8 protein-coding genes are annotated in these 16,889 nt (G+C 45.7%); all 8 read right to left on the reverse strand.

Annotated elements, in window-relative coordinates:
* Positions 1 to 9: 9 nt before the first annotated feature.
* A complete protein-coding gene (locus tag ACFSR5_RS20895; RefSeq protein ID WP_380906521.1) occupies positions 10 to 3,474 on the reverse strand; it encodes a SusC/RagA family TonB-linked outer membrane protein in 3,465 nt (1,154 codons plus the stop codon).
* Between the two features lie 239 nt (positions 3,475 to 3,713).
* Positions 3,714 to 4,580: a hypothetical protein gene (locus ACFSR5_RS20900; protein WP_380906522.1), complete on the reverse strand. Its 867-nt coding sequence runs from the start codon at positions 4,578 to 4,580 to the stop codon at positions 3,714 to 3,716.
* A gap of 33 nt (positions 4,581 to 4,613) precedes the next feature.
* Entirely contained in the window at positions 4,614 to 6,479 is a 1,866-nt protein-coding gene (locus ACFSR5_RS20905; RefSeq protein WP_380906523.1) for a SusD/RagB family nutrient-binding outer membrane lipoprotein, read from the reverse strand.
* Positions 6,480 to 6,493: 14 nt separating this feature from the next.
* Positions 6,494 to 9,646 (reverse strand): SusC/RagA family TonB-linked outer membrane protein, encoded by a 3,153-nt coding sequence (locus ACFSR5_RS20910; RefSeq protein WP_380906524.1) that lies wholly within the window; start codon positions 9,644 to 9,646, stop codon positions 6,494 to 6,496.
* Between the two features lie 232 nt (positions 9,647 to 9,878).
* Positions 9,879 to 11,105: an exo-beta-N-acetylmuramidase NamZ family protein gene (locus ACFSR5_RS20915; protein WP_380906525.1), complete on the reverse strand. Its 1,227-nt coding sequence runs from the start codon at positions 11,103 to 11,105 to the stop codon at positions 9,879 to 9,881.
* Positions 11,106 to 11,205: 100 nt separating this feature from the next.
* The gene (locus ACFSR5_RS20920; protein ID WP_380906526.1) at positions 11,206 to 12,846 is read right to left on the reverse strand and encodes a SusD/RagB family nutrient-binding outer membrane lipoprotein; all 1,641 of its coding nucleotides are present in this window, start codon (positions 12,844 to 12,846) and stop codon (positions 11,206 to 11,208) included.
* A 4-nt stretch (positions 12,847 to 12,850) separates the two neighbouring features.
* Complete coding sequence (locus tag ACFSR5_RS20925; protein ID WP_380906527.1) at positions 12,851 to 15,982, reverse strand: SusC/RagA family TonB-linked outer membrane protein; 3,132 nt, start codon at positions 15,980 to 15,982, stop codon at positions 12,851 to 12,853.
* A gap of 207 nt (positions 15,983 to 16,189) precedes the next feature.
* Complete coding sequence (locus ACFSR5_RS20930; protein WP_380906528.1) at positions 16,190 to 16,825, reverse strand: N-acetylmuramoyl-L-alanine amidase; 636 nt, start codon at positions 16,823 to 16,825, stop codon at positions 16,190 to 16,192.
* Positions 16,826 to 16,889: the final 64 nt, after the last annotated feature.

The following is a 16,889-nucleotide window of genomic DNA, read 5'->3' on the forward strand; positions in this document are numbered from 1 at the left end:
CCTTCAAAATTAAAAATTTAGCTGCACCCCAAAAGAAGCGCTTTTAAATGTCGGTGTCCCCACACCGATCCTACCCGAATTGTAGTTCGTCTCGTCAAACATAGAGTAACCCGCCACAGCTTCCGGATCGATCGGCAAACCGCGGAGATTATCCCAAGTGAAGAAATTCTCTAACGCCACATAAACGCGTAAACTGTTCACATGTATTTGTTTAAGAACATTTTGCGGCAAAGAATAACCTAGCGTCACATTCTTTAGACGCAAATAAGACATATCCAACAAATACCTCGATTGTATCTGCATATTATTTACATTTGCTGTCCCAGCATTATTAAATGCTGCAGGATAAAATGCGTCTTGGTTTTCCGACGTCCAGTAATCGTCGACAAAAGCTGCAGGCATTGCTCCGTCAGAGACATGAAAACCTGGAATCGCTAAAAACCCAGCTCCCCAAACACTGCGCTGACCAACGCCCTGAAAGAATGCCGAGAAGTCAAACCCTTTATAGTCAGCTCCTAAACGGAACCCATAAGAGTAACGAGGCGTAGAGTTACCTATAATTTTCATATCTCCGGGATTGTCGACAGTACCATCTCCGTTATCGATCTCTCCGTCGCCATTTAAATCTTTAAATTTGACGTCACCTGGCCCAAAATAAAAATTGGAGGAGTTTTGGAAACGGGGCTGATACACTGGACTATCTCCTTTTAATAGATACGCCTTACCACCGCCATTCGTAAAGTACCTTGTCATATCCTCTGTCAAATTTACAAGCTGCGGTTTTCCATTTTCTAATATAAAATCATCGTATTGGTATAAACGGTCGGTTTCATATCCCCAGATTTCTCCATACATCTTTCCATCGTAGTTTGACGATGTCAAACGCGACGATGTATAATCGTAGAATCGAGATTTAGCATCATCGAAGTTTGCACGTAAATTAATACCCAGACCACTTTCGAATCGATGACTAAAGTCTACAGCTATTTCATACCCTTTCGTTTCCAATGTCCCATAATTTCCCAATGGCGCGGGTCCCCCTAATGTATAGGTCGTTCCTTCCAACGGACTAAACATATTATTTGTATTCCGCTGATACCAATCAAAGGTCAGCCCCAACTTGTTTCCAAAGAATCGGGCATCCACCCCAAAATCAACAGACTCCAAATCTTCCCATGTTACATCGGGCACCGTTATGGAAGGATTATTAACTCCAAACAGCTTACCTCCATTAGCAATCCAATTGCTTTCCGATACCTCCATGTAATTTTTATAAAGTCCATTTGGAACCGCCTGGTTACCGATATAGCCCCAAGATCCCCGTAATTTTAAGTGGCTGAGTACGGGTTGGGACCAATCCATAAACTCCTCTTCTGTAACCACCCAACCCGCAGACAACGACGGAAACCAACGCCATCGGAGATCTCCTGAAAACAGGGATGAGCCATCATACCGAAGATTTCCTTCGAAAAGGTATTTGTTTTTGTAGGCATAATTAACGCGACCAAAATATCCCAACTGTGCTGCCCATTCTTCTCCGCCACTCGATGTTTGAGTACCCGTTGCTAGATCAAACTGAGGGTTGGTAATATCCAAAAGTGTTGTCTTTTGAGACCAATGGAAATCACTATGATCGGCAACAATATTTGTCCCTAAAATAAACTTAAAATCATGCGCTTCGTTTAAATTCAGACTGTATGTTGTAAAAGCATTTAATGTGCTCTTATATTCATTTGCCGATCGAACATAAATGTGGTCGGGATTTGCTCCCGCCGCCGTATATGCGTCATTTGATAAATCATAGGCTAACATTCCATCGGCATCTGTCGCACTTACTACATCTCCATTTGAGTTAACATATACAGGATTACCATCTGCATCTGTCCGAGGCTTTGCGGCCACCCAGCTGTTTGCCGCCGTAAATCGAGTGCCATTTCTCCGCCAATTATAATCCTCATTGGTGAAATTGTAATCTACATCAACTTTCCAATTCGATTTAATATTGACGGTAGCTCCGGCATTAACGTTGATGTAATTCCGGCGCATAATTGCGTCGTTCGCGAATTCATTCTCACTCCAAGGGCTACGTATGGGATTTCCATTTTCATCATATCCCATCGGATACAAAGAACTCCATCTGTACATATATAGCCAAGGATCTGCACTTGTTGAATTCGTCGCGTATGGATAAGTCTTTCTGCGCTGCGAAAACATAGCTCCGCCACGTAGAGTCAAATATTTTCCGAGATCACTTGTTACGCGTACCGCGCCGTTATATCGACTAAACTTGTCAGAATTGCCAGGCTTCAACATGCCACTTTGCTCGACGAGACCGAACGAAGTCGTGAACTTCGTCTTTCCCAAATTACCATTTACGGATAAATTATGATTTTGCGTAGGTGCCCATTCCTTAATCATATAATCATATGGATCATACGTTCGCACCCCATATTTTCTAGTGGGAAATGCAGGATCAACATACCAATCTCTGCCGTATACGGTTGGATCATCGGCGCCTATAGTCCCTCCGTATTTATTATCCCAATCCACTGCTCGTTCGTAACTCTCTCGAGTAACTCGATAAAAAGCTCCAGTTTCTGTTTCTCCCACACGATCCATTGCATCCACCGTATATTTGAGCGCATTTACTCTCCCCATTTCAAACTTCTTCGAAGGATTTTGGAAAGAGAAATTATTTGAGTAGCTAATATTGACCTTGTCTGACGCTCCTCCTGTTTTTGTGGTTATCAAAATAACACCAAAGGCCGCCTTTGCTCCATAAATGGAAGACGATGCTGCGTCCTTCAAAACCGTGATAGACTCTACATCATCCGGATTTACATACTGAATGCTAGGTATTTCCACATTGTCTAATAAAATTAACGGATTTCCATTTCCCTGTACCGAAGCGATCGCCCCGCGAATTTTCATAACAGGGTCAGATCCAACTTCACCACTTGGCAAAGTAACCGATAACCCAGGTGTAGTTCCCTGAATAGCACGTCCAACATCAGCTATCGGTCGCCCCTCCAAGTTTTCTTTAACATTAATAGACGATACTGCCCCTGTAAGATTACCCTTACGTTGTGTACCATACCCCACAACGACAACCTCATCTAAGGATGTGTTGTCAGATTTTAACGTGACATGTAATGAGTTACCCGAGACAACAAAGTCAGCAGATACATATCCAATATAGCTGAAGCGCAACGTGGTTCCGATCGGAACATCGATGGTATAGTTCCCTTCTGCATCCGTCATCGTGGACTGGGTCCCCCCGACTACTGCCACGGTAGCACCTACTATGGGCCCTTCGACGCCAGTAACCTTTCCGCGCACCGTATTTTGAATGTTCCTTTCTGAGAGAAAGAATGCATCTGCAGAGAGATTATTCCAGTCGACCGTCTTATTCGCTTTGGAGTCTACAGAAGCTAGCATACCCAATGCGACGGAAAATAATAAGGATTTTCTCATGTGATTAGTTAGTTATATTAGTTATCATAATCGGTCATGCATGTTATATCGTAATCACGGTAGATATAAGACAAAACCTGCACTAATATAGTTAAGAATTGTGAAATGAAAAATATTTGTGCATTTTTTAACGTTTTATTGCCGATATATAATAAAAAACGGCACAAATACGTAGTGCGATACATAAAAAAAACCGCCCATTTCAGGCGGCTTTTTCTATCTGGGCCGTTAGGATCTCCCTATAATGCTGTCCCAACACGCACGCCAGAAACCGGTGCGGCGGCACGAAAACCGGCCAACATATGATGGTACACCCGACCAATGGCGGCATTCCACCAATCCGCATAGTTCACCATATTGCCTGCAGCATTCCGAACCACTAGACTTCCTTGGTCGGCGCCGTCGGCACCTATCATCCGGATACGATAATCGATACGGGCGGTTCCGGCCGATATGATTACTGTCTTATTTACCGTTACCGGATGCCAGCCTGTTGCCTCACCAAATGAAACGGGACTTCCAAGGTTTTCCCATTCGCTCTTTTCCCCAGTCTCGTTATCCTTCGTATACTGAAATTGATATTGCAACTTTAATGTTGTCGGCACACCAGGGCTTTCATACAAAAAGTTATAGAATTTTACCCAAGCCGTTGTCCCTGTATATTCAGTGGTCATTTTTGGGTAAGGTGCATCGTTCTTGAACAATACTGGCGGTTTCGCAAAATCGTGGACGACCACATTATACTTTCCAGCAGGCAAATCAAAACGTTGGTCGTAAGCCAATGCCAGATCCGTTACTGCCCCACGGTAGAGCTTTAGATTCACATTACCGGGCTGTGCAGCAAAAAATTTTCCGACAGCTCCGCTTGGTATAAAATTGTATACAGCCAAAGGAGCCGTTTCATTTGTCAACAATTGATCATTCAACTCCACCTTATTTATATTATTCGCAGTGCCTGTTGCAATCGGCACCATATAATGCAACTGAAATTGTGCATCCGTTTCGTCGTTGATCGGTGTCGCGGCATATTCTACCACATGCTTCTCGCAGGATACAGAGATACACACGACTAAAAAAAGCAACCCTATTTTAACTAAATTTTTCATACGTTTTCTATTTCTAAACATAAACGAATCTCGTTATTGCGGCATCTCTCCCGGATAAGCAAACCAAGGGATCGATGTTTGATAATGATCCGCGGTACCAGCTATCGGTTTCAATGTTTCTAATGACTTCAGGTTCCACATGTATTCCGAATTATATCTTGGCCGCAGTCGGTAGCTCGGCGCCCCTTCGTTACGGACATTATACGAAAGTTTTCTTCCTTGGACCTGAGCTGGCCCCAAATACAGGCCTTTATAGACTTTAGAAGGATCCGAGTCCCACTTTTGCTCGACCAATGCCTGCACCCAGCCATTTCCATGCGTTGGATAATCACCCGTATAGCTTATATCGTAGTGATATTTTCGCATATCTACCCAAGCCTCCGGCGCACCCCACGGATATAAAGCAACCCATTTTTGCATCATGATATGCGACAAGCTAAAGTCTGCCAGGTTCTTTACATACGGTCCATCCACATATTGATTAGCCAAGGAGGTAAATAACTCTCTGGTAATTTTATCTCCCCCAGTCGCACTTCCCTCTTTCCCCGGAAAGATATATCGGGCGGTTGTCTCCATATCCGCAGCCACGCCTTTTTTAAATGCATCGAATGCCTGTGTTTTCTGCCCGAGTTTCCAATAGGTCTCTGCCAGACAAAACTGAATTTCACTATACGTTGTCAGTATATAAGGGGCATCGTCCCGATAGATCCATCGCCCGGATCCATCGTGTTCAGTACCGCTGAATGCGGATGCGATATTTCGGCCAAAATAGGAAGGAGCGGTGCCGATCGGCCCGACAGTACCTGAAAAGGAGCCGCCATAGTACCTATAGTTTTTGACACTATCGGCATTATTTAAGTGCTCAAATGTTTTGTTGCTCGTTGTCCCTAACTTGAGCACCGCCCTCGGATCAAAATGCCCAACCTCTTTCAGCAACGTATCGGTTATGATTTGCTTTGCCGCCAGCTTAAACGGATAATAAGGATTTTGATCTAGCCGGATCTTATCGCCGGTGGCTTCGTCATATTCGGGCACAGTCCCCGTTAACACCTGCACCGCCCATTCGTGCTGAAAATACGTGTAGGACAAATTCGGCCTCGCTGTACCCCAATAATTATTGTAATCGTCGTATGGGGCTGTCTGCGATCCTCCAGCAATTTTCACGGTGGCATCATCTGCCGCACTTTGGAAAGCTTTTCCTGCAGCTGTAATCAATTCTTGCGCATACGCATCTTTAAAGTTGGCCTTGTTGGTAAGAGACGCAAGGTTGCGGACGATTACCGCATACGCAAACTTGATCCATTTGTCTTTATCCCCACCATATATAAAATCGTTGGCGCTAATCTTGCTTCCGTAATTGTGATCGTCCGGTCTTTCCAGCAGTTCAACCGCTTTATAAGCCCATTCCCGAACTTGTGCATACACATCCGGTTGATAATCGTACCTGTGTGAGAGTAGTCCCGGGACAAAAGCGTCTTTCAACGGCACTTCGCCGTGTACCTTTGTCAATTGATCCCAGCTGAAGGCCTTCAAGGCATACCCAATACCCGCCAACGTCCAATCCTCCGCTTCCAATGATTGATTGATCAGATTTTCCAGATTCATCCCTTGATTCCAGTAAACGATACGCCAGATCTCACCACCGGCATCGCTACCCTCCACGTAGTATTGATTTGCGAAGTTCACGTACGTAGAGGAACTCGTCCCCATCATTTGCGTTAAAGGGCCAATCGCACGTATATCCCAATATAACCCCTGGTATTGTTGTGTTATATTCGCTAAGTATAAATATCCCTCGACCTGTGCGGGAGCATCGATGTTCTTATTCACATCCAAATACTTCTCACAACTTCCAAAAAGGAAAAGCAATGGGAGTACATATAGTAATTTCTTTTTCATGAGTTCCTATCTCTTTAATTCAATGTTAAGCTCAAACCAACGGAAAACCCTCTGGGGTTAGGTAAAGACCAAACGTCGTACCCTTCTCCCCCAGTACCACCCGCAGCTGCAGAAACCGTGTTTCCGACCGCGTCAATACCCGAATAATTGGTCCACGTAAACAAATCGTTACCAACAAAATAAACGTCCATTGTAGAGACGATCTTCGCCCGGCTCAGCAGCCCCTGTGGCAAACGGTAGGATAGGCGCAGTTCTTGCATGCGCAGATAGTTGACCTTCTTTTCTAACCAATCTTCGTCGCCTCCGCCAAATATTGTCGCTCCGTATATTCGGTAGTCGAGCGCAATCGTATTTTTTGTCGGATTATCGCTGTTTTCGTTTCCATCTCGCAATACGCCGTCGAACACGTAGGGTCCACTGTCCCGTAGAGCAACAGACTCCCAGCTAGTCCCGTTTGTCATCATGGTACGCTTCGTACCATTGACCACTGTCGCTCCAAAGCGGCCGGCAAACAATGTCGATAAGCGCAGGTTTTTATAGCTGACGCTCGAGGTGATCCCAAATCGCACCTTTGGCTCGCGATCGCCGATGACCGACCATGTCGCCATCGGTATCGGCAAGCCCGTGGTTGGATTGATCAAGACCTGCCCCTTGTCGTTCCGTTCGTACGCCAATCCTGTCAACGAGGTAATCGGCTGTCCCACCATAATCCCATTCCGGATATTTCCAGAATTCCACGTATAGGCATTGTAATACTCGGTTACGTTGTCAGGAAGGTAAAGCACTTTCGAAAATCCCCTAGACGCGTTAACACCTACATTCCAGGTCACACCATCAGGCACTTTAATGATATCGCCATCAATATGCCCTTCCCATCCCCAGGTCTTGAACGATCCTACATTCATATTATTCAACACGAACCCGGTGGCATAACTTAAGCGAAAGCCTTTTACAATCTGGTCCTCATTTCGGGTACCGAAATAGGTAAAGCTAGCGTTCAGCCTGTTGCTGAACAGCCTAAGATCTATACCCGCTTCATGGGCTGTTGTCATCTCCGGACGAAGATTGGGGTTCGGCCCCGTTGTTCCATACTTGAAACCGCCCCCCGTCAAGCCTGTTCCCACCAATTGCGGATCGATCTCTAGGGGACCAGCGTCTTTACCGACCTGCGCTAGCGATCCTCGGAGTTTAATATAATTGATCGCAGGGATAGCCTTCATAAATTTCAAATCCGATAAAATAAACGATCCTTCGATAGCCGGGTAGAAATAGCTGTTATTATTCAATGGTAACGTCGATGACCAATCGTTACGGCCACGCAACGTAATAAACGCGATATTGTTGTACCCCAGTTCAAATTGACCGGAAATCGCCTGAATTCTTCTCTTGGTGTTTCGCTGGGTTGCGGTCTGTGTATCGGGATTGGTATTATTGATAGATTGAAAATCAGGGACTATAAAGCCTGTACCATTAGAAGCCGACCGCGTGATCGCATTTTCCAACTGGTGGTAGCCTACCTGTCCGGAAAAAGAAAACTTGTCATTAAAGAACTTATTGTTGTATCCTGCCAGGAGGTTAACAGTCGGATCCGAAAAGTTGGACTGCACTAAATTGTACTGCCCCAGGCCTGCATTTCGGTTAAAGTAATAGGGGTGCGTCGACGTTTCGAAGGTTTGCATCCCGACATCCCATCCAATCTGTGCGCGGACAAACGAATTCTTTACAGGCGTCAGATTCAGGGCTATATTGCTGAGAAAACGATCCGATTTGTCAAAGAATTTATTTTTATTCATCGCGAACAATGGATTAAGCAGATCTTCATCCACGTAATAATCCGGTACTTTCATATGGCTCCCGTCGGCAGCGAGATAATTCGCCATGTTATCAACCATAGGCCATAACATGGCCCGATACAACGGACCGTCGGTACCCCGTAACACTTTATTATTGCTTGTCTTCGTATATTGTATCGCGCCTTCGAACTTCAACCATTCCGTTATCTGAGCTTGCCCGGCCAGACTTAGATTTGTCCGATCGTACCCGGTCGTTTTTAACACTCCGTTTTGGTTTAGTTGCGAAAATCCTGCCCGAATGGTAGCTTTATCCGATCCGGCTTCGACAGACGCATTGTGCCGGGCCGAAAATCCGGTTTGCAATAATGCACCGATGTTATCATATAGCTGCATGCCCTCCGGATACAAGCCGCCGAATTTTGAGGTAAAATAATAGTTTGTGGTTCCGTAATTTCCGTTGGCGTATTTGGTCTGCATGTCTGGGTATCCATATGCTTCATCCCATTTGAAGTAATTCCCGTAATTCACCCGGCCTTTGCCTGCCCGTCCCTTTTTTGTCGTGATAATGATGGCACCATTAGAAGCGTCAGAACCATATAGAGCAGCGGCAGCAGCTCCTTTTAACACGGTGACAGACTCCACATCTTCCGGATTAAAATCGTTACCTCTTGACGCAAAGTCTAAATTCCTAACCGAATACGTATCCGATCCGCCCCCCGCCATTCCTCCCAGCGGGTCAAAGGTAGAGTTATTCATCGGCACACCATCAACGACATACAGCGGCTGGTTGTTTCCGGAGATCGACGTGATATTCCGCAAAACAACCGTTGTCGATGCACCCGGCGCACCGCTAGTCGATGTCACGTTTAAGCCCGGTACACGTCCGGCTAATGCCGAAATAAAGTTCTCACGACCAGATTCACTGATAACGGCACCATCCACCTGCTGCACAGACGATCCGACAGCACGCGCGATACGCTTAACCCCAAATTCAGCGGTGACCAAAACTTCTTCCAGCGCGCCCTCCTGCATTTCCAAGGCAACGGCAATCTGCCGACTCGCGCCAATAGTAACGTCTTTCGGACGATACCCTACACTTGTAAACCGAAGGACGGCTCCTCGCGATGCTTGGATCTCAAAACGCCCGTCGGCATCAGTCTGCGTAGATGTGGATGTACCGACTACGGTTACCGACACTCCCGAAGCGGGACTACCACCCACCCGTACGACGCCCTGAACAGTCTCTTGTTCGACCGCCGTACGCGGATCAAAGACTGCCGCGGAGAGGCTCCAATAGCTTGATGCATGCGCCCTATCCGGAGGCATAGACGCAGCCACCCCCAACGCAATAGAAAACAGCAAGGATTTTCTCATGTTTAGTTAATTAATTGTTAGTTAGTAGTTTGTTAATAAGTGATCTATCGATCCGTTTCAGTAAGAAAATGCATGTTTATAACACAAAAACATCATAAATTGCTAAAACATGCACCAATATACCCAATAAATGTTAATAATCAAACATTTATGCCTTTTTTAACGATTTTTTGTCGAAACAAAAAAAAACACGCACAAAGGCGTGTTTCTTGTTCCAAGATTAGTAACTCTATTACTCAAAATCCGCATAGAGGAGATATTTCTTTCGCATGGCTTTATAGACTTCTAGATCCTTTGTCCAGCTTTTTCGGATTTCTGCTTCACTTTGACCGGCGATGACCTGCTTACGCAGCTCATCTGTGCCAGCTAACTTATCAAAGAAAGCTGCACGAGAAAAGAATTTACTTTTGTCCGGCATCTTCTGATAAAAGTCCAAAAGATAAGTCAGTGTAAACTGCTGCTTATTCGGATCCAGTCCGCGAAGGTCTAAACCATACATCTTCTCTCCTTTACCTTCCACATGCTTTGCCATGCCCGCCTTTTCTCCAGGCGTGAATGTAAAGTCGCCGTACAATGGATCGTTAAAACCGACGACCTGAAAGGGCCAATCCGTACCACGTCCGACCGATATATCTGTACCTTCAAACAGACACAATGACGCATAGAGACGAACCGAAAGATGATTGGGCAGGCTCGGTGATGGGATCACCGGCAGTTCATACATCATCCCATGATTCCAATTCTGCACAGGAATCACTGTCAACTGACAAGACCGGCCAGCTTCCAGCCACTTCTCTCCGTTGATCATTTTAGCCAGTTCGCCCACCGTTAGTCCGTGAACCATCGCGATCTTATGAAAGGAGACATTCGATTTAAACTTGTCATCTTTGCGAACCGGACCATCCACCTGATCACCACAGGGATTCGGCCGGTCCAGTACAATAAGCTCTTTATTGTGTTTTGCACATAACTCCATCACCCGATGAAGAGACGTGATATATGTATAGAAACGGGCACCTACATCCTGCAAGTCAAAAATCATGACGTCGATAGACTGCACGATGGAATCCTGCTTGGCATTCCCGCCGTACAACGTAAACAACGGCAATCCAGTCTTCTTATCCACATCGTTACTTACCTTTTCTCCACGTTCTACATCCCCCCGAAAGCCATGTTCCGGTGCGAAGCCAAATTTAAGGTCCACTTTTTCACGTAACAGAACGTCCACCAGATGTTCTTTTTCAGGACCGACTACAGAGGTCTGATTCCCCATAAGTCCAATTTTCTTTCCTTTCAACAGGGGTAAATATGCGGCGAGCTGGTCTGCAGCAGGGCGGATCATGTTGGTATCTTGGCTGGAATCCATCACACCCTCGCTTACGGCAGTTTGCTTGTTTCCCGCTGTACACGCAGCGAAAGAAAACAGCAATAGGACAAAAAGCATGCACTTATTTTTCATATTTATGCGTTTTTAATTGTACAACAAACATAAACAAGAAGATCGACAATTCCTGAAAAAAGCAAAAAAAAGCCGGAGGTCGACCTCCGGCTTTCTTCACTTAATCTTTTTTGTCCCACCAAATCGGTTCATTGATGTACGTTGGCAAGTCGTAATTAGGAGCAATCAACCGCAATTGCGCACTGTTGAAGTTCAACTCATACGAAGCCATGGCGAAGCGTCGAGGCCAATCCGTTGCTGCAGGATAGGACTGGGTGTACACATGCGTTGGTCGTTTATAGCCCTTATAAATACCTGTCGCTTCATTGTAATTTCCGTTTTCATCCGTACAATAGTTCATACGGCGCATATCGACCCACTGCTCGGGGGAATACGAAAGTGCGATATATTTTTGAATCATCACATGACTTAGTGTCAACGTCCCCGGATCCTGTACCACGGAGGTGCTCGCCAAAAAGGCGTCGATCTGCGCTGCCGTTATACCCATGATTTGCATATGAATCTTAATACCTTCTTTATATGCCGCTAAGGCTAGGTCACGTTGGCTCTTGCGCAGGCGAACCTCGGCCTCGATAAATTTCATTTCTGCCCCGGTCAGTAACAACCCTTTAGAATCCTTTTTATTGTACCAAGTACCCGTCGACAAGATCCGTCCATTGGCTGCCTTTGCTTCTCTTAACTGCACGTATACGGAATCCGCATTATCAAATTTGTTTGTCTTCGAGTCATACGCATAAGCGACCGGTCCAGTTAGCACCTTCTCTGAAGCGAAGTCAACCCCTATAGAAGCCCTCATGGTGCCGTCTCCCTCTTGAGAGCGCGGTACGAGCAGCGGGAACCGAGGATCTTCCATATCATTCGCACCCGTCGGCGCACCGGTATAGTTGTTCTGAATGTAATCGATATAGAGTTTCGATACGCGGGTAGATGCCGATGTATTGACATATTGTAAAGCCGACTGACTGGTAGATGTTGTTGTTGCACTCTGATCCACGTACTGATAAATGGTGGACTCTGCAGCCGTTTTCGGAGCATTTTCCAATGCCGCAAGTACCGCATCTGGATCGTAAACAGACTTTTTATTCAGGTGCGAAAGAAACCTTGCCTTCAATCCATAGGCAAGCTTGATCCAATTATCGACATTGCCTTTATTGTAGGTGTCGCCCGCGGTCAACGCTGGAGCAAACTCACCTTGATCTTTTTTCAATTCTACGATGGCTTCCTCCAGCAATTTGAAAACTTCTCCATACACGTATTCCGCGTCGTCAAATTTGGGGGTCAAAATGTCTCTGTTGTCGAATTCTTGATAAGGCAACACCCCATAATAATCGGCCAGATAGCCAAAACCCCACGCTTTTATGATTTTAGCAACCCCTACATAATGATGGGCCTCCATCCGTTGTGCCGCTTCCATCATCGGTTGGAGATTGACCGCCGTATTTACGTACCAAGCCTGCCACGGCCAATTGGCAGCAGATGCATCAGAATACCACCGTGTCAATAGGTAGTTTCTCGTTGAAGCCCCATATGTATTCGCTAGCTGATGCGTGACATGTGCCGCGCGTGTGCCCGCACTTTCATAACCATCAGCGAATTGAGCCAATATAGAAGGCAACCTTTGTTCTGCATTCGGCTTGTCTGCTGTACCACTGTTTGGATTATCGTTTATATCGAGCCATTTGTCGCAAGATGAGAGCGATAAAACGGCTGTTGCTGTCACTAAATAAAGTATCTTTTTCATGCCACTAGAATTTTAAGTTTACGCCAAAAGTAAAACCGGCAGTCGCGGGTACGCCTGCGTAATCAATACCGACCGAACCGGAGCCAACTACCCCTGCACCTGCAGCGGACGTTTCCGGATCTACTCCTGAGTAATTTGTCAACAGCCATAAGTTTGTACCCATCGCGTTAAACGTTGCGCCTTTTATGAATTTTGATTTTGCCAGCACATCTTTCGGCAAGGAATAGCTCAGGTTTACAGAACGCAAACGAAACCAATTGACCTTCTCAATAAAATGTGGGGTATGCTTAGCATAAACATCCTTATAATACGCTTCGCTGGCTACAACATCGCGCGTAACGGCTTCATATTGCTTCGTGTCCGGATTGAGCGCCATTCCCGTGAATTGGATGGTTTCTCCTCTGTTGGCCGTTTGCTTGCTCGTACCGTATGTGGTCATTAAATATTCGGAAGCGTTATATACATCCCCACCTTTGCGGAAATCAAATAAAAACGACAGGTCCCAATTTTTATAGGTCAGGGAGTTGTTCCATCCGCCGATAAAATCAGGCTCCCGGTTACCGACATACGTTGTTGTGGACGACGATGTCAATGGCATTCCAGTTTTCCAATCCAACAACAAGTTACCTTCTGTATCCCGTTGCCAAATAGATCCACTGATCCCCATAAAGTCTCCATTGTTATACGATGCAGCCTTTCCTGTTCCGACCTGAACATCCGTGACGTACAGAATATCCAATCCGCCGATCAATTCGGCCACACGTCCGTTATTGTGGGATAGATTCAACGTGGTATTCCATGCAAAATCACCTCGTTTAATCGGTGTTGCCGTTAACGATAATTCAAATCCTTCGTTGTTTAACTCGCCGATATTATAATACGTTAAGATATATCCCGTTGCATTGGAAACACGCGGTTGAAGGATCTGATCAACGGAATTGGTCTTATAATAGGTAAACTCCAATCCAATCGCATTCTTCAAGAACCGTAAGTCGGCACCAATCTCAAACGAGTTCGTACGTTCGGGTTTTAATTGGTCATTACCGCGGGTCCAGTGGTTCCTAAACCCTCCACCTATGGTTAATTCTGGGCCAAACAGGCCAGTGGTGGTCACATACGCCGGCGCGTCTTTTCCCACAGACGCCCAAGACGAGCGTATTTTCCCGTAGGTCAAGATATCGTTCTTCTCAAACAGCTCCGTGAAGATTAACGATCCAGATAAAGAGGGATAGAAAAACGAACGGTTCTGTACAGGTAACGTCGATGACCAGTCGTTCCTACCCGTCGCATTCAAATAAGCAATCCCCTTATAACCTACGCGGAAATCGCCATAAACACCTACGATCCGGCGGTTGTTATACACCTGCGAGTAATACTTATTTTCATTTTTGAAGTTTTCCATACTCTCAAAACCGGCCAACTCAAAACTTTCCCCACGTAGAGAAGACGACTTGATCTTGGTATCTTCAGCATTATTACCCACCAACAAATTAAAATCCCAATCGTTAAACTGTTTTTTAAAGTTCAACATCAAATTGCTGTTCAGGTATTGGTATTTTTTGTCCGTGTTCGACATCATCCCATTTTGCCAGGCCAACTTTACGCTCGATCCAGGGGAGACAAGCGTATTAAATTGGGAGGTATAGTTGTCCACACCCAAGCGGTAGGTAATATCAAACCAATCGGTCACACTAATATTCGTGTAAATATTTCCTAAGATTCGGTCTGTTTTATCTGTTTGCGGATTTTTATAAATGAGCCAATACGGGTTATCCGTATTATTCTCTAAAGCAATCTGAGGCAATAGCAACTTATTCCGCCCATCCCCAGTCTGGTAATCTTTCATATTATCATTTCCGGGCCAGATCAAAACGGATTCCATGTATCCGTTTCCAGACGAGCCCCACAGCCCGGAACCGGTCAATGTTTTACGCGTATCACTCATGGAGTAAGAAGCGTTGGCACCAAATGTAAATTTGCCTAACTTCTGTTCTCCGTTAAAACGCACGGTAGACCGGTTGAAATCCGTCGTGGGTACCACTCCTGTTTGGTATATATTCGACCCCGACAGGTAAAAATTCCCCTTTGCCGAGCCACCAGACACGTTGAACGAATTATCATACATCTGAGCAACTTCATAGAAGTCTTTCATATTGTTGTATCGTGTTTCTCCTTCGGCAAAAGCGTCGCCCCAGGACTCAAATGTCTGACCAACAAACTTGTTGTTATAATAGGATCCCTGTTTATACTGGGTCTGTTGTTCAGGCAGCTTGTTCACCCAGTTCACCCCAAAACGGGAGCTGATGCCCACTTGAGTACTTCCTTCCGTTCCCCTTTTGGTCGTGATAACGATGGCTCCAGCCGCCGCACGCAAGCCATATAACGCAGCAGCAGCGGGGCCTTTTAGCACCGACATGGATTCGATGTCTTCTGGATTGATATCCAGCGCTCGATTCCCATTTGTCGTTGAAATATTGGTGTTGCCGTCGAATGCAGAATTGTCGCCCTGACCGGTCGAATTATCCATCGGGATACCATCAATCACAAACAAGGGCTGATTGTCGCGCTCCAATGACGTTCCTCCCCGAATCACGATATTCGCGGAAGCACCAGGCGCACCTCCCGAGTTGGTCACATTAACCCCAGCGATCTTGCCATTCAAGGAGTTAATGACGTTCGGATTTTTGTTTTTCATCAATTCGTCGGCCTTGATATCTTGTACCGCATAACCCAAAGCCTTTTTCTCTTTCTTGATCCCGAGCGCCGTCACCACAACCTCGTCGATAGCCGTATCGTCGCCCTCCAATTGAACCGTGATCTGATTTGTCGTTGCAAGCACATCTTTGGCTTTAAATCCGACCGCCGTAAACCGCAACGTACTTCCGGCAGGTGCCGCGATGGAGAACTTTCCTTCTTGATTCGTTTGCACAACCGTTGTTGAACCGACTACGGCCACTGTTACGCCAGAAAGCGGCCCCGACGCATCTCGAACGGTCCCGGAAATTTGATTTTGAATGACAACACTTGCTCTGGGGAAGATTGCCCGTTTCGTCTCCGTCTTGGTCGGTCGAAACCCGGCATACGTGCTGTGTAGGGCACACCCGAAAGCCACTGTTAAAAGTAGCGCTTTGTTCATATTAGTTCGTTTTGGGTTTAATTCATAAAAAGGCTTATGCAGTCTTTTCACTATTTATGAAACAATACTAGAACATTTTTCACAAACACGCAACATTTTGCAGACATTATTTCTGAAAAACCACGAAAAGTTACAGAAATACCGGCACACCATTGCAAACAGGCATAAAATCGCAAAAACAAGCGAACAAATTTAAAAAAAACAGGATTAGTTTAAGACAAGGCTTCCGGTAAGGCCCAAATTAAGCCGTAACTGATGCATAAATACATCGCCAGGATCCGATTTTTGCGTGATATAATCTGGATCTGTTTCCTTCCACCATTTGGTACCTTTAAAAGTCTGATATTCATGATGACCGATCACATATTCAATCGGGTATTTTGCCATCAAGTACTTAACCAGCGCGGTATTCGCCAGCAGTTGGGCATCCGTCAATGGGTAACGTGCGGAGCCGATATTTTCGATCCCGATGGCACAGTAATTGAGCCCGATGGTATGGCGGGCAAAAGTTGTTTCGGGCAACAATTGGAAGATCGTCCCGTCGCGTCCGATCACGAACTGTGCAGACACATTCAATGAACTGGCTTTTTGGAGATTCGGACGCCCCGGCAATTCCACAGGGTCGAACGTACGAAACGTTTTATGGACAGATAGCACATCGGTCCAATGCACCACCACGATTTTAGGAACAATCTCTACCGAAGGCCTTTTAATACCATGCCGACTTTTCAGGTATTCCAAAGAAAGCTGTTCCCGCTTTGCATTCCACGTAACGGGACGTTGCACGATCTCCGGACGTTCCTGTGCCTGTATTGGCCACGAAATCACATAGAGTAAAAACATGATCCACAAACTAAATACCCGCATACCCATAAAAACAAAACTACCTAAAAAATTAAGGTAGTTC

It is taken from the genome of Sphingobacterium suaedae (assembly GCF_042684625.1).
GTDB classification, from domain to species: Bacteria; Bacteroidota; Bacteroidia; order Sphingobacteriales; family Sphingobacteriaceae; genus Sphingobacterium; species Sphingobacterium suaedae.

Bases quoted from the DNA above. Each gene is read 5' to 3' on its own strand.
- ACFSR5_RS20895 (WP_380906521.1), bottom strand. From the start codon at position 3,474: ATGAGAAAATCCTTATTATTTTCCGTCGCATTGGGTATGCTAGCTTCT.
- ACFSR5_RS20900 (WP_380906522.1), bottom strand. From the start codon at position 4,580: ATGAAAAATTTAGTTAAAATAGGGTTGCTTTTTTTAGTCGTGTGTATC.
- ACFSR5_RS20905 (WP_380906523.1), bottom strand. From the start codon at position 6,479: ATGAAAAAGAAATTACTATATGTACTCCCATTGCTTTTCCTTTTTGGA.
- ACFSR5_RS20910 (WP_380906524.1), bottom strand. From the start codon at position 9,646: ATGAGAAAATCCTTGCTGTTTTCTATTGCGTTGGGGGTGGCTGCGTCT.
- ACFSR5_RS20915 (WP_380906525.1), bottom strand. From the start codon at position 11,105: ATGAAAAATAAGTGCATGCTTTTTGTCCTATTGCTGTTTTCTTTCGCT.
- ACFSR5_RS20920 (WP_380906526.1), bottom strand. From the start codon at position 12,846: ATGAAAAAGATACTTTATTTAGTGACAGCAACAGCCGTTTTATCGCTC.
- ACFSR5_RS20925 (WP_380906527.1), bottom strand. From the start codon at position 15,982: ATGAACAAAGCGCTACTTTTAACAGTGGCTTTCGGGTGTGCCCTACAC.
- ACFSR5_RS20930 (WP_380906528.1), bottom strand. From the start codon at position 16,825: ATGTTTTTACTCTATGTGATTTCGTGGCCAATACAGGCACAGGAACGT.